The 18,477-nt window shown below is 61.6% G+C and carries 13 protein-coding genes and 4 tRNA genes; all 17 read left to right on the top strand.

Annotated elements, in window-relative coordinates:
- Positions 1-9 precede the first annotated feature (9 nt).
- A tRNA-Trp gene (locus CDE01S_RS16430) sits at positions 10-85 on the top strand.
- Positions 86-194: 109 nt separating this feature from the next.
- The gene (secE, locus tag CDE01S_RS16425; protein WP_066710099.1) at positions 195-578 is read left to right on the top strand and encodes a preprotein translocase subunit SecE; all 384 of its coding nucleotides are present in this window, start codon (positions 195-197) and stop codon (positions 576-578) included.
- Positions 578-1,168, top strand: a complete 591-nt coding sequence (gene nusG, locus CDE01S_RS16420) for a transcription termination/antitermination protein NusG (RefSeq protein ID WP_066710094.1) — start codon at positions 578-580, stop codon at positions 1,166-1,168. Before secE ends, nusG begins: the two co-directional genes overlap by 1 nt.
- Positions 1,169-1,281: 113 nt before the next feature.
- Positions 1,282-1,713 carry a 50S ribosomal protein L11 gene (rplK, locus tag CDE01S_RS16415; RefSeq protein ID WP_066710091.1) on the top strand — a complete coding sequence of 144 codons (432 nt, stop codon included), beginning with the start codon at positions 1,282-1,284 and terminating at the stop codon, positions 1,711-1,713.
- On the top strand, positions 1,714-2,409 hold the full coding sequence (gene rplA, locus CDE01S_RS16410) for a 50S ribosomal protein L1 (protein WP_066710088.1): 696 nt from the start codon (positions 1,714-1,716) through the stop codon (positions 2,407-2,409). It abuts the gene before it with no gap.
- A gap of 252 nt (positions 2,410-2,661) precedes the next feature.
- Positions 2,662-3,168 carry a 50S ribosomal protein L10 gene (rplJ, locus tag CDE01S_RS16405; RefSeq protein WP_066710086.1) on the top strand — a complete coding sequence of 169 codons (507 nt, stop codon included), beginning with the start codon at positions 2,662-2,664 and terminating at the stop codon, positions 3,166-3,168.
- 40 nt (positions 3,169-3,208) lie between these two features.
- A complete protein-coding gene (gene rplL / locus CDE01S_RS16400) occupies positions 3,209-3,586 on the top strand; it encodes a 50S ribosomal protein L7/L12 (RefSeq protein ID WP_066710083.1) in 378 nt (125 codons plus the stop codon).
- A gap of 290 nt (positions 3,587-3,876) precedes the next feature.
- A complete protein-coding gene (rpoB, locus tag CDE01S_RS16395) occupies positions 3,877-7,989 on the top strand; it encodes a DNA-directed RNA polymerase subunit beta (protein WP_066710076.1) in 4,113 nt (1,370 codons plus the stop codon).
- 19 nt (positions 7,990-8,008) lie between these two features.
- Entirely contained in the window at positions 8,009-12,217 is a 4,209-nt protein-coding gene (gene rpoC / locus CDE01S_RS16390) for a DNA-directed RNA polymerase subunit beta' (protein ID WP_066710070.1), read from the top strand.
- A gap of 110 nt (positions 12,218-12,327) precedes the next feature.
- Entirely contained in the window at positions 12,328-12,858 is a 531-nt protein-coding gene (locus CDE01S_RS16385) for a LemA family protein (protein WP_066710067.1), read from the top strand.
- On the top strand, positions 12,855-14,180 hold the full coding sequence (gene rsmB / locus CDE01S_RS16380) for a 16S rRNA (cytosine(967)-C(5))-methyltransferase RsmB (protein WP_066710064.1): 1,326 nt from the start codon (positions 12,855-12,857) through the stop codon (positions 14,178-14,180). Before CDE01S_RS16385 ends, rsmB begins: the two co-directional genes overlap by 4 nt.
- The gene (locus CDE01S_RS16375; protein WP_066710061.1) at positions 14,137-14,769 is read left to right on the top strand and encodes a DUF4390 domain-containing protein; all 633 of its coding nucleotides are present in this window, start codon (positions 14,137-14,139) and stop codon (positions 14,767-14,769) included. The genes rsmB and CDE01S_RS16375 overlap by 44 nt, the downstream gene beginning before the upstream one ends.
- A complete protein-coding gene (locus tag CDE01S_RS16370; protein ID WP_066710057.1) occupies positions 14,766-17,063 on the top strand; it encodes a sensor histidine kinase in 2,298 nt (765 codons plus the stop codon). The genes CDE01S_RS16375 and CDE01S_RS16370 overlap by 4 nt, the downstream gene beginning before the upstream one ends.
- A gap of 39 nt (positions 17,064-17,102) precedes the next feature.
- Positions 17,103-17,780, top strand: a complete 678-nt coding sequence (locus CDE01S_RS16365; protein ID WP_066710053.1) for a response regulator — start codon at positions 17,103-17,105, stop codon at positions 17,778-17,780.
- 48 nt (positions 17,781-17,828) lie between these two features.
- Positions 17,829-17,904 (top strand) — tRNA-Phe (locus CDE01S_RS16360).
- Between the two features lie 63 nt (positions 17,905-17,967).
- Positions 17,968-18,043, top strand: a tRNA-Gly gene (locus CDE01S_RS16355).
- Positions 18,044-18,052: 9 nt separating this feature from the next.
- A tRNA-Thr gene (locus CDE01S_RS16350) sits at positions 18,053-18,127 on the top strand.
- The last annotated feature ends 350 nt before the right edge of the window (positions 18,128-18,477 follow it).

The following is an 18,477-nucleotide window of genomic DNA, read 5'->3' as shown; positions in this document are numbered from 1 at the left end:
TGGTTTTGTAGGGGTATAGCTCAATTGGCAGAGCGTCGGTCTCCAAAACCGAAGGTTGTAGGTTCGATTCCTACTGCCCCTGCCACCTGATTCATCCGTCAGGGGTGAGTTGAAAGCCCGCCATCACCATGGCGGGCTTCAGCGTCTAAGGGTGCTGGTGTTATTGAGATGCGAACGCGCAGAATTGGGTAAACATGGCAACGTCACAAGTTGAAACGGTCGGCGGTGGGGCTGATAAGGCCAAGCTGGCTGCAGCGGTCGTCCTGCTGATTGCGGGTCTGGCGGCTTTCTACCTGCTGGGTAAGCAAGGCGCTCTGTTGCAGTGGGGGGCGCTGCTGGCGGGGGTGGTTGCTGCGGTGGTGGTGTTTTTCACTGCTGAGGCGGGCCGTCAGTTGATGGCGTTTGGGCGGGATGCCTGGCGCGAGGTCGGCAAGGTGGTCTGGCCGGCGCGCAAAGAGGCGATCCAGATGACGGCCTATGTGTTCGGTTTTGTCGTGCTGATGGCTTTGTTCCTCTGGTTTACCGACAAGACGCTTGAGTGGGTGTTCTACGATTTGATTCTGGGGTGGAAGAAATAATGACTGATGTTGTAGAAACTTCGGCATCCCAGGTGCTGGCGGCCAAGCCGTCCAACCCGGACATGCGCTGGTATGTGGTTCATGCCTATTCGGGCATGGAGAAGGCGGTTGAGCGCAACATCATCGAGCGCATCAACCGTGCCGGCATGCAGGACAAGTTTGGCCGCATTCTTGTTCCGATGGAGGAAGTGGTCGAGATCCGGAATGGCCAGAAGCGCACCACGGAACGCAAGTTCTTCCCGGGTTACGTGCTGGTCGAGATGATCATGGACGATGACAGCTGGCACTTGGTGAAGCACACCAACAAGGTCACCGGTTTTGTCGGTGGTGCAAAGAATCGCCCGGCACCGATCTCTGAAGAAGAGGTCATGAAGATCGTCAACCAGATGCAGGAAGGTTCCGACAAGCCGCGCCACAAGGTGGAGTTCGTGGTTGGGGAGCTGGTCCGCGTCAAGGAAGGTCCGTTCACCGATTTCAATGGGTCGGTGGAAGAGGTCAATTACGAGAAGAACAAGCTGCGCGTGGCGGTCACGATCTTTGGTCGTTCGACGCCGGTGGAGCTGGAGTTCTCTCAGGTCGAGAAGACCTGAGCGTCGATTTTGGATGTCGCGCTTTTCGACTCGGCGCGAATGTAAGAAGTGAGTCGTTAACCCCGGGGAGCTGCGGCAGATTGCCAAGGCGTTAGACCCGCAAGGAGAAAAGCATGGCGAAAAAAATCGTCGGTTTTATCAAGCTGCAAGTGCCGGCTGGTAAGGCCAATCCGTCGCCGCCGATTGGTCCCGCTCTGGGCCAGCGCGGTTTGAACATCATGGAGTTCTGCAAGGCGTTCAACGCCCAGACCCAAGGCGTTGAGCCGGGTCTGCCGCTGCCGGTGGTGATCACTGCTTTTGCGGACAAGAGCTTCACGTTCGTGATCAAGACACCGCCTGCAGCGGTTCTGATCAAGAAGGCCATCAAGCTCGACAAGGGCTCAAGCAAGCCGCATACCGACAAGGTCGGCAAGATCACTCGCGCCCAGCTCGAGGAAATCGCCAAGACCAAAATGAAGGACATGACGGCAGCTGACCTGGATGCTGCTGTTCGTACCATCGCTGGTTCTGCCCGTTCGATGGGCGTGAATGTGGAGGGCGTGTAAATGGCCAAGCTCACCAAGAAACAAAAAGCACTGCAGGGCAAGGTTGACAGCAACAAGCTGTACGCCCTGGCCGATGCTCTGGGCATCGTGAAGGAGTGTGCCAACGCCAAGTTCGATGAGTCCATCGACGTGGCTGTTCAGCTCGGCATTGATGCCAAAAAGTCTGACCAGGTGGTGCGTGGCGCTGTCGTGCTGCCCAACGGTACCGGCAAGACCAAGCGTGTGGCTGTGTTTGCCCAGGGCGCCAAGGCTGAAGAAGCCAAGGCTGCTGGCGCTGACGTGGTCGGCATGGACGATCTGGCTGCCCAGGTCAAGGCTGGCGACATGCCTTTCGACGTGGTGATTGCTGCGCCGGATGCCATGCGCGTTGTCGGTACGCTGGGTCAGATCCTCGGTCCGCGCGGCCTGATGCCGAACCCGAAGGTCGGTACCGTCACCCCCGACGTGGCCACGGCTGTGAAGAACGCCAAGGCAGGTCAGGTGCAGTTCCGCGTCGACAAGGCGGGTATCGTGCACAGCACCATCGGCCGTCGTTCCTTCGACACCGAGAAGCTGCAGGGCAACCTGGCTGCTCTGGTCGATGCACTGAACAAGGCCAAGCCGGCTTCGAGCAAGGGCGTGTATTTGCGCAAAGTGGCGGTGTCGTCCACGATGGGTGTTGGTGTCCGTGTGGACACCCAGACCATCGCGGCGTAATCGCAAAGATTTGGTCGGCTGGAAACGGCCGGCTGGAGTGGTGGGCCGCTTCCGTTGCAAGACGGGGCGGGTCATCCAAGACCGTTGGTGTGCAGGTTGCACTTAATCCGTGAGCTGTGGGGTTCGCCCCAGGGCTCTGCCAACGCAGATGGCGATCCCGCTGCAGATGGAATGAGTTCCGTAAACAGTTGGTCGCTGCAATGAGGCGTGCCTCAGGGATTGTCCCGAAGGCACATTTTGAAGGAGTAGACCTTGAGTCTGAATCGCAGTGAGAAAGAAGCGGTCATCACCGAAGTGACCGACCTCGCCGCTAAAGCTCAAACGCTCGTGATGGCGGAATACCGTGGTATCACGGTCGCTGACATGACCAAACTGCGCGCGACCGCTCGCAGCACTGGTGTGAGCCTGAGTGTGTTGAAGAACACCCTGGCCCGTCGTGCTGTTGCCGGTAGTTCGTTCGAGGTTGTGGCCGACCAGATGACCGGTCCGCTGATCTATGGCTTCTCTGTCGATGCCGTGGCTGCTGCGAAAGTGGTGGCTGACTTCGCGAAAACCAATGACAAGTTGGTGATCCGTGGTGGCGCATATGGCGGTAAAGCCCTGGACGTGAACGGCGTCAAGCAGCTGGCAAGCATCCCGTCCAAGGAAGTTTTGCTGGCTCAGCTGTGTGGTTTGTTGATGTCGCCGATGTCCCGTACCGCCGTGGTGCTGGGTGCCCTGGCGGCCAAAAAAGGCGAAGGCGAAGCTGTTGCCGCTTGAGCGTGCAGCACACTTGTTAACCAATTGTTAGGAAATCAAAATGGCATTCGATAAAGACGCATTTTTGACCGCGCTCGACAGCATGACGGTCATGGAACTCAACGACCTGGTGAAAGCCATCGAAGAGAAATTTGGTGTGAGCGCTGCTGCGATGGCTGCTCCTGCTGCTGCTGGCGGTGGCGGTGGCGCTGCTGCTGCCGAAGAGAAGACCGAGTTCAACGTGGTTCTGGCTGATGCTGGCGCCAACAAGGTGTCGGTCATCAAGGCAGTGCGTGAAATCACCGGCCTGGGCCTGAAGGAAGCCAAGGACCTGGTGGACGGTGCTCCCAAGGCTGTCAAGGAAGGCCTGTCCAAGGCTGATGCCGAAGCTGCCAAGAAGAAGCTGGAAGAAGCCGGCGCCAAGGTCGAACTCAAGTAATTCGACTTTGCTCGAAGGCTGGAGTGCCTGTAAAGGCCTCCAGCCTTTGGCGCTTACAGAGCGCACCCAAAAGCCGGCTTGGACCGGCTTGGCCGTAAGACCGCAAGGTTGATGGAAAAGCCCTCCAAGACGATTTTTGAGTGCCTTCTGACCCGACTGCAGAAGGTGCCTTGGTTCGGGCCGCGTGCAATGCGCGGCCGTCCGCCATTGGTTGGTAGCGGCCAACCACCAAGCCTGCCAGCGTGATGCTGGCGCGTCAGTCGCCAAAGACCTCATAGCCCGGAGATCTCATGGCTTACACCTATACCGAACGCAAGCGGATTCGCAAAAGTTTCGGCAGCCGCGACAGCGTGCTCGAAATTCCCTACCTCCTGCAGATGCAAAAGGACGCTTACACAGCCTTCTTGCAAGCTGACGTGAGCCCTAATAAACGTACACCGGAAGGTCTTCAGGCCGCTTTCGAGGCAGCTTTCCCGATCGTCTCGCACAATGGTTTTGTCGAGATGAAATTCATCGAGTACAACCTGGCCAAGCCTGCATTCGACGTGCGCGAATGCCAGACACGCGGTCTGACCTTTGCCTCGGCCGTGCGCGCCAAGGTGCAGCTCATCATTTACGATCGCGAGTCCTCCACCCCGTCCAACAAGGTCGTGAAGGAAGTCAAGGAGCAAGAGGTCTACATGGGCGAAGTGCCGCTCATGACGACCAAGGGCTCGTTCATCATCAATGGCACGGAACGTGTGATCGTGTCCCAGTTGCACCGCTCGCCGGGCGTGTTCTTCGAGCACGACAAGGGCAAGACCCACAGTTCGGGCAAGCTGCTGTTCTCGGCCCGCATCATTCCTTACCGTGGCTCCTGGCTGGACTTCGAGTTCGATCCGAAGGACCTGCTGTACTTCCGCGTTGACCGCCGTCGCAAGATGCCGGTCACCATCCTGCTCAAGGCCATCGGCCTGAACCCCGAGTCCATCCTGGCGAACTTCTTCGTCAACGACAACTTCCGCCTGATGGACAGCGGCGCGCAGATGGAGTTCGTGGCTGAGCGCCTGCGTGGCGAAGTGGCGCGATTCGACATCACCGACAAGAGCGGCAAGGTCGTGGTAGCCAAGGACAAGCGCATCACGGCACGCCATACCCGTGAATTGGAGCAATCCGGCACGACGCACATCAGCGTGCCGGAAGATTTCCTGATCGGTCGCGTGGTTGCACGTGCCGTCGTGGATGGCGATACCGGCGAGATCATTGCCAAGGCCAATGACGAGCTGACCGAAGCGCTGCTGAAGAAGCTGCGCAGCGCCGGCGTGCAAGAGCTGCAATGCATCTACACCAACGAACTCGATCAAGGCGCCTACATCTCGCAGACCCTGCGCACCGATGAGACGACCGACGAGTTTGCTGCCCGCGTGGCCATCTACCGCATGATGCGTCCCGGCGAGCCGCCAACCGAAGACGCCGTGCAGGCCTTGTTCCAGCGCCTGTTCTACAACCCCGATACCTACGATCTGTCGCGCGTCGGTCGCATGAAGTTCAACGCCAAGATGGGCCGCTCCGAGGCGACCGGTCCGATGGTGCTGACCAACGAAGACATTCTCGCCGTGGTCAAGATCCTGGTGGATCTGCGCAATGGTCGCGGCGAAGTCTATGACATCGACCACTTGGGCAACCGCCGCGTGCGTTGCGTCGGTGAACTGGCCGAAAACCAGTACCGCGCCGGTTTGGCCCGTATCGAAAAGGCCGTGAAGGAGCGTCTGGGCCAGGCAGAGCAGGAACCCCTGATGCCGCACGACCTGATCAACTCCAAGCCGATTTCGGCGGCACTCAAGGAGTTCTTCGGTGCGTCCCAGCTGTCGCAGTTCATGGACCAGACCAACCCGCTGGCGGAAATCACGCACAAGCGTCGCGTCTCGGCCCTGGGCCCGGGCGGTCTGACGCGCGAGCGCGCCGGCTTCGAGGTGCGCGACGTGCACGTCACGCATTACGGCCGCGTCTGCCCGATCGAAACGCCGGAAGGCCCGAACATCGGCCTGATCAATTCGCTGGCCCTGTACGCCCGTCTGAACGAGTATGGCTTTATCGAGACACCCTACCGTCGCGTGGTGGACGGCAAGGTGACCAACCAGATTGACTACCTGTCGGCCATCGAGGAAGGCAAGTACGTCATCGCCCAGGCCAATGCCACGCTGGACAAGGAAGGCCGCCTGACCGGCGAGCTGGTGTCCGCGCGTGAAAAGGGTGAATCCATCCTGTGCGGTGCCGAGCGCATCCAGTACATGGACGTGTCGCCGGCACAGATCGTCTCGGTGGCGGCCTCGTTGGTTCCGTTCCTGGAGCACGATGACGCCAACCGCGCGCTGATGGGCGCCAACATGTCGCGTCAGGCTGTGCCTGTGCTGCGTCCGGAAAAGCCGCTGGTCGGCACCGGTATCGAGCGTGTGGCTGCGGTGGACTCGGGTACCGTGGTGACCGCCAACCGTGGTGGTGTGGTTGACTATGTCGATGCCACCCGTATCGTGGTGCGCGTCAATGACGCCGAAGCCGTGGCGGGTGAAGTGGGTGTGGACATCTACAACCTGATCAAGTACCAGCGTTCCAACCAGAACACCAACATTCACCAGCGCCCCATCGTCAAGAAGGGCGACAAGCTGGCCAAGGGTGACGTGATTGCTGACGGTGCATCGACTGACCTGGGCGAAATCGCCATCGGCCAGAACATGCTGATCGCCTTCATGCCGTGGAACGGCTACAACTTCGAGGACTCGATCCTGATTTCTGAGCGCGTGGTGGCCGATGACCGCTACACCTCGATTCATATCGAAGAGCTCGTGGTGATGGCGCGCGACACCAAGCTGGGCGCCGAGGAAATCACGCGCGACATTCCGAACCTGAGCGAACAGCAACTCAACCGTCTGGACGAGTCCGGCATCATCTACGTTGGCGCCGAAGTGCAGCCGGGAGATGTGCTGGTGGGCAAGGTGACGCCCAAGGGCGAGACCACGCTGACGCCGGAAGAGAAGCTGCTACGCGCCATCTTCGGCGAGAAGGCTTCCGATGTGAAGGACACCTCGCTGCGCGTGGACCAGGGTTCCCAAGGAACCGTGATCGACGTGCAGGTGTTCACCCGCGAAGGCATCCAACGCGACAAGCGCGCCCAGCAGATCATCGACGACGAGCTGAAGCGTTTCCGCCTGGACCTGAACGACCAGCTGCGCATCGTCGAAGCCGACGCGTTCGACCGTATCGAGAAGTTGCTCAACGGCAAGGTCGCCAATGGCGGCCCGAACAAGCTGGCCAAGGGCACGAAGATCGACAAGGCCTATCTGGCCAGCGTCGAGAAGTTCCACTGGTTCGACATTCGTCCGGCCGATGACGAGGTGGCCAGCCAGCTCGAGAGCATCAAGAACTCGATCGAGCAGCAGCGTCACAGCTTCGACCTGGCTTTCGAGGAAAAGCGCAAGAAATTGACGCAAGGTGACGAGTTGCCTGCTGGCGTGCTCAAGATGGTCAAGGTCTACCTGGCCGTCAAGCGCCGTCTGCAGCCGGGCGACAAGATGGCCGGCCGTCACGGCAACAAGGGTGTGGTGTCGAAGATCGTGCCGGTCGAAGACATGCCGCACATGGCGGACGGTACGCCGGCCGACATCGTCCTCAACCCGCTGGGCGTGCCTTCGCGCATGAACGTGGGCCAGGTGCTGGAAGTCCATTTGGGCTGGGCCGCCAAGGGCATCGGCCAGCGCATCGGTGACATGCTGCAAGCCGAAGCCAAGGTGGCCGAGTTGCGCGCCTACATGGACAAGGTCTACAACAGCTCCGGCCACAAGGAAGACCTCTCCACTCTGAGCGACGAGCAGGTGCTGGCAATGGCTGCCAACCTGACGACCGGCATGACCTTTGCCACGCCGGTGTTTGATGGCGCTTCCGAACAGGAAATCCGCGACATGCTCAAGCTGGCCTATCCGGATGACGTTGCCAAGGCCAAGGGCCTGACCGCCACCCGTACCCAGGCGCAGCTGTATGACGGCCGTACGGGCGACGCCTTCGAGCGCACCACGACGGTGGGCTACATGCACTTCTTGAAGCTGCACCACCTGGTGGACGACAAGATGCACGCCCGTTCGACCGGCCCGTACTCGCTCGTGACCCAGCAACCGCTGGGCGGCAAGGCGCAGTTCGGTGGTCAGCGTTTCGGCGAGATGGAGGTCTGGGCACTGGAGGCTTATGGTGCCGCCTACACGCTGCAGGAAATGCTCACCGTCAAGTCCGACGACGTGCAAGGCCGTACCAAGGTCTACGAAAACATTGTCAAGGGCGAGCACGCCATCGAAGCGGGCATGCCGGAATCGTTCAATGTGCTGGTCAAGGAAATCCGTTCCCTGGGCCTCGACATTGAACTGGAACGCTCTTAATTTGAAGGGATAGAGTCACATGAAATCACTACTCGACCTGTTCAAGCAGTTCACGCCGGATGAGCATTTCGATGCCATCAAGATCGGCATGGCTTCGCCCGAGAAGATCCGTTCCTGGTCTTTCGGCGAGGTGAAGAAACCCGAGACCATCAACTACCGTACCTTCAAGCCTGAGCGCGACGGTCTGTTCTGCGCCAAGATCTTCGGGCCCATCAAGGACTACGAGTGCCTGTGCGGCAAGTACAAGCGCCTCAAGCATCGCGGCGTCATCTGCGAGAAGTGCGGTGTTGAAGTCACGCAGACCAAAGTGCGTCGCGAGCGCATGGGTCACATCGACCTCGCTGCGCCCTGCGCCCACATCTGGTTCCTGAAGTCGTTGCCGTCGCGTCTGGGCCTGGTCCTGGACATGACGCTGCGCGACATCGAGCGCGTGCTGTATTTCGAAGCCTATGTGGTGACCGACCCCGGCATGACCCCGCTGAAGAAGTTCAGCATCATGTCCGAGGATGACTACGACGCCAAGGTCAAGGAATATGGTGACGAGTTCACCGCCAAGATGGGCGCCGAGGGCATCAAGGATCTGCTGCAGGGCATCGACATCGACATGGAGATCGAGCGTCTGCGTGGCGACCTGACCGGTTCCGAGATGAAGGTCAAGAAGAATGCCAAGCGCCTGAAGGTGCTGGAAGCCTTCAAGAAATCCGGCATCAAGCCGGAATGGATGGTGCTCGAAGTGCTGCCCGTGCTGCCGCCGGACCTGCGTCCGCTGGTGCCGCTGGACGGCGGCCGCTTCGCGACCTCCGATCTGAACGACCTGTACCGCCGCGTCATCAACCGCAACAGCCGTCTGCGTCGCCTGCTGGAGCTCAAGGCCCCGGAAATCATCGCGCGCAACGAGAAGCGCATGTTGCAGGAAGCCGTGGATTCGTTGCTGGACAACGGCCGTCGCGGCAAGGCCATGACGGGCGCCAACAAGCGTGCCCTCAAGTCCCTGGCCGACATGATCAAGGGCAAGAGCGGTCGCTTCCGTCAGAACTTGCTGGGCAAGCGCGTCGACTACTCCGGTCGTTCCGTGATCACCGTGGGCCCGACCCTCAAGCTGCACCAGTGCGGCTTGCCGAAGCTGATGGCGCTGGAACTGTTCAAGCCCTTCATCTTCTCGCGCCTGGAAGCCATGGGCATCGCCACCACCATCAAGGCGGCGAAGAAGGAAGTCGAATCCGGCACGCCGGTGGTGTGGGACATCCTGGAAGAGGTGATCAAAGAGCACCCCGTGATGCTCAACCGTGCGCCGACGCTGCACCGCCTGGGCATTCAGGCGTTCGAGCCGATCCTGATCGAAGGCAAGGCCATTCAGCTGCACCCGCTGGTCTGCGCCGCGTTCAACGCCGACTTTGACGGTGACCAGATGGCTGTGCACGTCCCGCTGTCGGTGGAAGCCCAGATGGAAGCCCGCACGCTGATGCTGGCCTCCAACAATGTGCTGTTCCCGGCCAACGGCGAGCCGTCGATCGTGCCGTCGCAAGACGTGGTGCTAGGTCTGTACTACACGACCCGTGAGCGCATCAACGGCAAGGGTGAAGGCCTGATCTTTGCAGACACCACGGAAGTCCAGCGTGCGCTGGATGCGGGTGAAGTCGAACTGACGTCCCGCATCAGCGTGCGTCTGATCGAGTACATCAAGGACAAGGAAACCGGTGCCTTCACGCCCGTGACCCAGCTGGTGGAAACCACGGCTGGCCGTGCGCTGCTGTCCGAGATCCTGCCCAAGGGCCTGCCGTTCTCCAACCTGAACAAGGCGCTGAAGAAGAAGGAAATCTCCAAGCTGATCAACGTGTCCTTCCGCAAGTGCGGTCTGAAGGAGACGGTGGTGTTTGCCGACAAGCTGCTGCAAAACGGCTTCCGTCTGGCCACCAAGTCGGGCATTTCCATCTGCATCGACGACATGCTGGTGCCGAAGGAAAAGCACGAGATCATCGAGGCCGCCGAGAAAGAGGTCAAGGACATCGAGCAGCAGTACGTCTCCGGTCTGGTGACCGTGGGTGAACGCTACAACAAGGTGGTGGACATCTGGGGCAAGGCCGGCGACAAGGTTTCCAAGGTGATGATGGACCAGCTGCGTCTGCAGAAGACCATTGACCGCCATGGCAAGGAAGTCGATCAGGAGTCCTTCAACTCCATCTACATGATGGCCGACTCCGGTGCCCGCGGTTCTGCGGCCCAGATTCGCCAGCTGGCCGGTATGCGGGGTCTGATGGCCAAGCCGGACGGCTCGATCATCGAAACGCCGATCACCGCGAACTTCCGCGAAGGCCTGAACGTGTTGCAGTACTTCATCTCCACCCACGGTGCCCGTAAGGGTCTCGCGGACACGGCGCTGAAGACGGCCAACTCCGGTTATCTGACCCGTCGTCTGGTGGACGTGACGCAGGATCTGGTGGTGACGCAAGACGATTGCGGCACGCACGAGGGTTCCCTGATGCGTGCCATCGTCGAAGGCGGTGAAGTGATCGAGTCGCTGCGTGACCGTATCCTGGGACGCACCGCTGCGGAAGATGTCCTGCACCCGGAGAACCGCTCGGTACTGGCCAAGGCCGGCGAGATGCTGGACGAAGACGTCATCGAAGAACTCGAGGCGGCGGGCGTGGACGAGGTCAAGGTTCGCACCGCATTGACCTGCGAAACCCGCTTCGGCCTGTGCGCCAAGTGCTATGGCCGCGATCTGGGTCGAGGTGGTCTGGTCAACATGGGTGAAGCGGTTGGTGTGATCGCTGCCCAGTCGATCGGTGAGCCGGGTACCCAGCTGACCATGCGCACCTTCCACATCGGTGGTGCCGCTTCGCGTGCGGCGATTGCCTCCAGCGTGGAAGCCAAGTCCAACGGCATCATCGGCTTCAATGCCACGATGCGCTATGTGACCAACAGCAAGGGCGAGCTGGTGGTGATTGCCCGCTCCGGCGAAATCGTCATCCATGACGAGCATGGTCGCGAGCGTGAGCGTCACAAGGTGCCGTACGGCGCCGTGCTGACTGTCAAGGCTGACCAGGCCATCAAGGCTGGTGCGATTCTGGCCAACTGGGACCCGCTGACCCGCCCGATCATCACGGAATTCGCCGGTCAGGTGAAGTTCGAGAACATCGAGGAAGGTCTGACCGTGGCCAAGCAGGTGGACGAGGTCACGGGCCTGTCAACCCTGGTGGTGATCGATCCGAAGCGCCGTGGCTCGACCAAGATCGTGCGTCCGCAGGTCAAGCTGGTCGACGCCTCTGGTGCTGAGGTGAAGATCCCCGGCACCGACCACGCGGTGACCATCGGCTTCCAGGTCGGCGCCCTGATCCAGGTGCGCGACGGCCAGGACGTGGGTCCCGGCGAGGTGCTGGCCCGTATCCCGGTGGAAGGTCAGAAGACCCGAGACATTACCGGCGGTCTGCCGCGTGTGGCCGAGCTGTTCGAAGCCCGTTCACCCAAGGACAAGGGCATGCTGGCCGAGATGACCGGTACCGTGTCCTTCGGCAAGGAGACCAAAGGCAAGATCCGCCTGCAGATCACCGATCCGGAAGGCAAGGTCTGGGACGAGCTGGTGCCCAAGGAGAAGAACGTCCTGGTGCACGAAGGTCAGGTGGTCAACAAGGGCGAGAGCGTGGTTGACGGTCCGGCCGATCCGCAGGACATCCTGCGTCTGCTGGGCATGGAAGAACTGGCGCGCTACATCGTGGACGAGGTGCAGGACGTGTACCGACTCCAGGGCGTGAAGATCAACGACAAGCACATTGAAGTGATCGTGCGTCAGATGCTGCGCCGCGTGGTGGTCGAGAATGCGGGTGATTCGAGCTATATCGCCGGCGAACAGGTTGAGCGTTCCGAGATGCTCAACACCAACGACGCTTTGCGCGCCGAAGGCAAGATCCCCGCGACGTACTCCAACCTGCTGCTGGGTATCACCAAGGCATCGCTGTCCACCGACAGCTTCATCAGCGCGGCTTCCTTCCAGGAAACCACCCGCGTGCTGACCGAAGCGGCCATCATGGGCAAGCGCGACGAACTGCGCGGTCTGAAAGAGAACGTCATCGTCGGCCGCCTGATCCCGGCGGGTACCGGCATGGCCTATCACCAGGCCCGCAAGGTGCGCGAGAGCATGGACGATGCCGAGCGTCGCGCCATTGCCGATGCCGAGGCGGCCGAACTGGCCGGCGAGACGTCGGCGGATGCGGGAGCTGCCACCGAGTAAAGCCGACGGCTGTCGCACAATCAAGCCCCAAGCCCTTTGCAGGCGCTTGGGGCTTTTTTCTGGGCAAGTTCTGTTGGCTGGCTTGATGTTGTCTTGGAGGAATCGCAGGCATGAATATTCCGCTCGCCATCTGGGTCGTCTGGGCGGTGGTGTTGTTCTGGGCCGTGGGGGCCTACAACCGCCTGGTACGCTTGCGCTCGCAGGCGATAGCCGCTTTTGCGCCGCTGGAGATGCAGTTCATCCAGTATGTGACCCTGGTACAGGGCAGTTTTGCCTTGCCATCGGATGACGAAGAGGCCGGCCTGCGCGCCGGCGTGCTGGCTGCGGCCCGGCAATTCGAATCCTCCCTCAAGGCGGCGCGGGCCCATCCGCTCGATGCCCTGGCCATGCGAGCGCTGCAGACGGCGCACGAGACGCTTTGCGAGTCATGGTCGCGCTTGCGTGACGAGCCGCCCGATCTGGCGGGCGAGCCGCTGCCGGCCGTGTTGCTGCAGCAGTGGGAACACATCACGTTGCAGGCAGGCAATGCCAAGCACGAATTCAACCGTCTGGTGCAGGACTACAACGACGCCATTGTGCAATTCCCGGCGCATCTGCTGGCCTGGCTGTTCAGCTTCAAACCGGCACACACGATCACATGAACGAGGGCGATTCAAAAATACCGTTGTGGCGCCAGTTGCAGGCCGTGGCGGGTGTCCTGGCAGCTGTCCGCCAAGGTGCTTCGGGGACGGCGGCGCTGGAGGCCGTTCCGTCCAGTTTGCGGCCAGGCGTGCAGGCGCTGGTGTACCAGGTCCTGCGCTCGCTGGGGCGTGCCGAGGCTTTGCGCCGGTTGCTGGCGTCGCGCAAACCGCCGGCTGCCGTGGATGCCCTGCTGTGCACGGCACTGGCACTGGTCTGGGACGAAGCGGTGGCCCCGTATGAAGGCTTCACCTTGGTCAACCAGGCGGTGGAAGCAGCCAAGCACACGGCCGCGATTCGGGCTCAAGCCGGTTTTGTGAACGGCTGTCTGCGGCGGTTCCTGCGTGAGCGCGCTGCCTTGGTGGCGCATACGCAGACGGACCCCGTGGCATGCTGGAATCACCCGGCATGGTGGATCGAACGTTTGCGGCAGGACCACCCGGAACAATGGCAGGCCATTTTGCAGGCCAATAACCGGCAGGCACCCATGACGCTGCGCGTCAATGTCCGCAAGACGACGGTCGATTCCTGTCTGACGCGCTTGCGCGGCGCGGGTATTGAGGCATGGCGGAATGGTGAGTTTGGCGTGACGTTGGCCAGCCCGTTGCCGGTGCAGGCGATCCCCGGTTTTGCCGAGGGCCTCGTCTCGGTGCAGGATGCAGCGGCACAGCAGGCAGCCCCGCTGTTGCTGCAGGGCCTGAGCGGGCGTGCCGGTTTGCGTGTGCTCGATGCCTGTGCGGCACCCGGCGGCAAAACCGCCCATTTGCTGGAGCTGGCGGATGGCGAAGTCAGTGCGCTGGAAATCGACCCGGTGCGTGCCGAACGCATCGGGCAGACCTTGCAGCGTCTGGGCTTGCAGGCCCGGGTGCAGGTGGCCGATGCCGGCCAGCCCGCCGCCTGGTGGGACGGACAGCCGTTTGATGCCATCTTGCTGGATGCGCCCTGCACCGCTTCGGGTATTGTGCGGCGCCACCCGGACGTGCGCTGGCTGCGCCGCGAGAGTGACATTGGGCAGCTGGCGGCCACCCAGGCCCGTTTGCTGACCACCCTGTGGCCGCTGCTGAAACCGGGTGGGCGGCTGCTGTACTGCACCTGTTCGGTCTTCAAGGCGGAGGGTGACCAGCAGATTCAAACGTTTCTTGCACACAACACCCAGGCCCGTTTACTGCCCTCGCCAGGCCATTTATTGCCGCATTTCACCGTCGGGCATGGCGACGTCCTAGACAATCAAGACAGTGACCATGACGGCTTTTATTACGCACTGCTGGAAAAGCGCGCGGCTTGATGTGGCCGTGCTGCTGGCCTGCGCCCTGCTGGCCAGTTGGATGCCTCGCCAGGCATGGGCGCAGCCCGTGGCCGAAGTAACGCAGTTGCGCCTGGAAGGGGATAACGAGGGCATTCTGCTGAGCGCCTCGCTCAACTTTGATTTGCCGACGGCGGTGGAGTCGGCACTGGTCAAGGGGGTTGCCGTGTTTTTCGTGGCCGAAGCCGAGGTCTATCGCGAACGCTGGTACTGGGCGGACAAGAAGGTGGCGGGCGCGGAACGGCACATGCGGCTGGTGTTTCACCCGCTGACGCGGCGTTGGCGCCTGGCGGTTTCTCCCAGCACCATTGCCAACAACGGCCTGGGCGTGATCCTGAACCAGAGCTTCGATACCTTGGAGGATGCGATGGCCGCCGTGCGTCGCATCTCCGGCTGGCGCATCGCCGAATTGCGCGACCTGGACCCGGGCGGGCGTCACCGCGTTGAATTCCGTTTCCGGCTGGACGTCTCGCAGTTGCCGCGCCCCCTGCAGATCGGCGCCTTGGGGCAGAACGACTGGGCGCTCTCTGCGGCGGCATCGCAGCGGCTGGCCTTGGACAACCTGAAGTGAAGAAGCCGACGATCGAGGCCAGCGTACGGCAGAGCTTGCAAAGCTCTCTCGCCTTGCGCTGGACGCTGGGCATCGGGCTGGCGGCCATGGTGGCGATCGGCTTGGTGCTGCTGTTCCTGCTGACCCAGGCGACCAATAACCGCGAGCTGTACGAGCGCAACTACGCGCGCCTCTTTGCGGTCAATGTGACGGTGGCAGCCTTGCTGCTGCTGGTGATCGGCTGGATTGCCTTTCGGCTGGCCAAGCGTCTGCGCCAGGGGCGATTCGGCAGCCGGTTGCTGGTCAAGCTGGCGGCGGTCTTCGCCCTGGCCGGTTTTGCCCCCGGCATGCTGATCTACGTGGTGTCCTATCAGTTCGTATCGCGCTCGATCGAAAGCTGGTTCGATGTCAAGGTGGAGGGGGCGCTCGAAGCGGGCCTGAATCTGGGGCGAACCACCTTGGACATCTTGTCTGCCGACTTGTCGAGCAAGACCCGCAGTGCCGCCCAGCAACTGCAGGAGACGCCCGATGTGACAGCGGGGCTGGTGCTGGAGCGGGTGCGCGAGCAACTGGGCGGGCGCGATGTCATGCTCTGGGGGGCAACCGGGCAGTTGATTACCAGTGTGGGGGCCTCCCAACTGCAGCTGACACCGGAGCGGCCGGGGGCTCAACAATTTCGTGCCGCGCGCAGTCAACGTGTCGTGACCTGGGTCGAAGGACTCGATGATGTGCCCGCGCCGGGTGCGGGTGAAATGGCGCGCCAGGTGCGTCTCAAGGCTCTGGCCCTGGTGCCATCATCCAGTTTGGGCATGCTGGGGGAAAACCGTTTTCTGCTGGTGACGCAGGAATTGCCGGAGGCGCTGGTGGCCAATGCCCTGGCGGTGACCGAAGCCTACCGTGAATACCAGGAACGCGCGCTAGCCCGCGAGGGGCTGCGGCGCATGTACATCGGCACCCTGACCTTGAGTCTGTTCCTGGCCGTCTTTGGCGCCGTGTTGCTGGCCGTGCTGCTGGGCAACCAGATCACGCGCCCGTTGCTGCTGCTGGCCGACGGTGTGCGCCAGGTGGCGGCGGGTGACCTGACGCCGAAAACCGTTTTGCAGGGCAAGGATGAGCTCGGGGGGCTGACCCGTTCCTTTGCCGACATGACGCAACAGCTGTCCGATGCCCGCCAGGCCGTCGAGCACAGCATGGAACAGGTCAATGCGGCACGTGCCAACCTGCAGACCATTCTGGACAACCTGACCGCTGGTGTGATGGTGCTGGATGAACGGGGAGCCATCCAGTCAGCCAATCCAGGCGCCACGCGCATTCTGAGGGTGCCGCTGGCCGCCTGTGAAGGGCGACGCCTGGTCGACATCGAGGGGTTGGAGGAGTTCGGCAGCCGCGTTCAGACCCAGTTCGATACGTTCCTGGGAGATCGCCGCGAACACGGCCTTGACCACTGGCAGCAGTCCTTCGAACTGGGGGGCGGACCAACGGGGGTGGCGGGGCAGGCGGCTGACGGGACTGTGACGCTGGTGGCGCGTGGTGCCGAGTTGCCGGGCCATGCCCGGTTGCTGGTGTTTGACGATATTTCGGAAATCGTCTCGGCCCAGCGCGCGCAGGCCTGGGGCGAGGTGGCCCGCCGCTTGGCGCACGAGATCAAGAACCCGCTCACGCCTATCCAGCTGTCGGCCGAACGGCTGGAGATGAAGCTTTCCGGCAAGGTGGAGGCCCCCGAGCAGGCGATCCTGTCCAAATCGGTCAAGACCATCGTCGACCAAGTCGATGCCATGAAACGGCTGGTCAATGAGTTCCGCGACTATGCGCGCCTGCCAGCTGCCGAACTCAAACCGCTTGACCTCAACGCACTGGTCGGTGAGGTGCTGCATCTGTATGGCGGAGAGAACGTTCATGTGCCGGTGCACGCCGAGCTGGACCCGCGTTGCCCGCGCATCCTGGGCGATGCCCAGCAGTTGCGCCAGGTGTTGCACAACCTGTTGCAGAACGCCCAGGACGCCACCGAAACGGCGGCACGCAGCGGCGCCGACAACAGCGTGACACTGCGTACCCAATGGGTGGAGTCCAGCGGGCGGGTGCGTCTGAGCGTGCTCGACCACGGCACCGGTTTCCCGGAGAACATCCTCAAGCGCGCGTTCGAGCCTTACGTCACGACCAAGGCCAAAGGCACGGGGCTTGGTTTGGCCGTGGTCAAGAAGATTGCCGATGAACATGGCTCGCGCATCGATCTGGCCAACCGGGTCGTGGACGACCAGGTGGTGGGGGCGCAAGTATCGTTATCATTCGCAGTGGAGCCCGTGACCTCAGCCTGAGCACGGCAGTTATTTTCCGAGGCACAGCGCTTACAAATCATGGCAAACATTCTGGTGGTGGATGACGAACTCGGCATTCGTGATCTGCTGTGGGAAATCCTGAACGACGAAGGGCACACCGTCGAGGTGGCCGAAAACGCGGCCCAGGCGCGTGCCGCCCGCCAGCGTGAGCGGCCCGATCTGGTGCTGCTTGACATCTGGATGCCTGATACCGATGGCGTGACCCTGCTCAAGGAATGGTCCACCACCGGCCTGCTGACCATGCCGGTCATCATGATGAGCGGCCATGCCACCATCGACACGGCAGTCGAGGCGACCAAGATCGGCGCCCTGGCTTTCCTGGAAAAACCGATCACCCTGCAAAAGTTGCTCAAGGCGGTGGAGCAAGGCTTGGTCAAGGGCAGCTTGCGCAAGCCCGCGGCTGCACTCAGCCAGCCGGCAGAGATCGTGACGGAGATGACCGAACTGACCGGGCAACTGACGGTGTCCGGCATGGTGGAGCTGGGCCCGCAGGCGCAACAGAATTTCATGCTGGACAAGCCACTGCGTGAAGCGCGCGACGAATTCGAGAAGGCCTATTTCGAGTACCACCTGGCGCGTGAAAGCGGCTCCATGACCCGCGTGGCCGAGAAGACCGGTCTGGAGCGCACCCACCTCTATCGCAAACTCAAGCAACTCGGGGTGGACCTGTCCCGTGGCAAGCGTGGCGCTTCTTGAGGCGGCTCGCTGGAATGACCGCAAAGTCCTGCTATAATTCCATCTCTTGGCCCGGTAGCTCAGTTGGTAGAGCAGCGGATTGAAAATCCGCGTGTCGGTGGTTCGATTCCGCCCCAGGCCACCAAACTCAAAAAGCCCATCTTCCACGGTGGGCTTTTTCTTGAGGTCACCCACCGATGGTGGCAATGCGGGATTAGCTCAGTTGGTAGAGCGATACCTTGCCAAGGTATAGGTCGAGAGTTCGAGCCTCTTATCCCGCTCCAGACATTCGTGCCCATGTGGCTCAGTGGTAGAGCACTCCCTTGGTAAGGGAGAGGTCGCAGGTCCGATTCCTGCCATGGGCACCACACTGCACTGATCTCCCGCTGGGTTCTGAGACCGGCATCGTTCCTGATGCCGGACCTGCCTGCATTTCTGTACTGAGGGCAAGTCCGCTTGTGCATTCCACGCCGGCCGATATGATGCGCAGACAGATTCACGCCCCCATCAACCTTTCATGAGCGGCAGCGCACTCTTCATTGGTGATCACCTGGCCCGCAGCTGCCGCGGTCGTCCGGGTGCGCCTCCGGTCTGGCAATGACGCCTTTGTTTCAGTCATTCACGCCATTCCGGAGAAAATTCATGTCAGATCTGTTCGAGAACCCCATGGGCCTCATGGGGTTCGAATTCGTCGAGTTCGCCTCGCCCATCCCTAAGG

This window comes from Curvibacter delicatus NBRC 14919 (assembly GCF_001592265.1).
In the GTDB taxonomy this organism is placed as follows: Bacteria; Pseudomonadota; Gammaproteobacteria; order Burkholderiales; family Burkholderiaceae_C; genus Hylemonella; species Hylemonella delicata.
The sequence above is the reverse complement of the archived record's forward strand: the minus strand, read 5'-3'. Positions and strand labels throughout refer to the sequence as shown.

Excerpts from the sequence above, each read along its gene's own strand:
- secE (WP_066710099.1), top strand. The coding sequence starts at position 195 with ATGGCAACGTCACAAGTTGAAACGGTCGGCGGTGGGGCTGATAAGGCC.
- nusG (WP_066710094.1), top strand. The coding sequence starts at position 578 with ATGACTGATGTTGTAGAAACTTCGGCATCCCAGGTGCTGGCGGCCAAG.
- rplK (WP_066710091.1), top strand. The coding sequence starts at position 1,282 with ATGGCGAAAAAAATCGTCGGTTTTATCAAGCTGCAAGTGCCGGCTGGT.
- rplA (WP_066710088.1), top strand. The coding sequence starts at position 1,714 with ATGGCCAAGCTCACCAAGAAACAAAAAGCACTGCAGGGCAAGGTTGAC.
- rplL (WP_066710083.1), top strand. The coding sequence starts at position 3,209 with ATGGCATTCGATAAAGACGCATTTTTGACCGCGCTCGACAGCATGACG.
- rpoB (WP_066710076.1), top strand. The coding sequence starts at position 3,877 with ATGGCTTACACCTATACCGAACGCAAGCGGATTCGCAAAAGTTTCGGC.
- rpoC (WP_066710070.1), top strand. The coding sequence starts at position 8,009 with ATGAAATCACTACTCGACCTGTTCAAGCAGTTCACGCCGGATGAGCAT.
- CDE01S_RS16385 (WP_066710067.1), top strand. The coding sequence starts at position 12,328 with ATGAATATTCCGCTCGCCATCTGGGTCGTCTGGGCGGTGGTGTTGTTC.
- rsmB (WP_066710064.1), top strand. The coding sequence starts at position 12,855 with ATGAACGAGGGCGATTCAAAAATACCGTTGTGGCGCCAGTTGCAGGCC.
- CDE01S_RS16375 (WP_066710061.1), top strand. The coding sequence starts at position 14,137 with ATGACGGCTTTTATTACGCACTGCTGGAAAAGCGCGCGGCTTGATGTG.
- CDE01S_RS16365 (WP_066710053.1), top strand. The coding sequence starts at position 17,103 with ATGGCAAACATTCTGGTGGTGGATGACGAACTCGGCATTCGTGATCTG.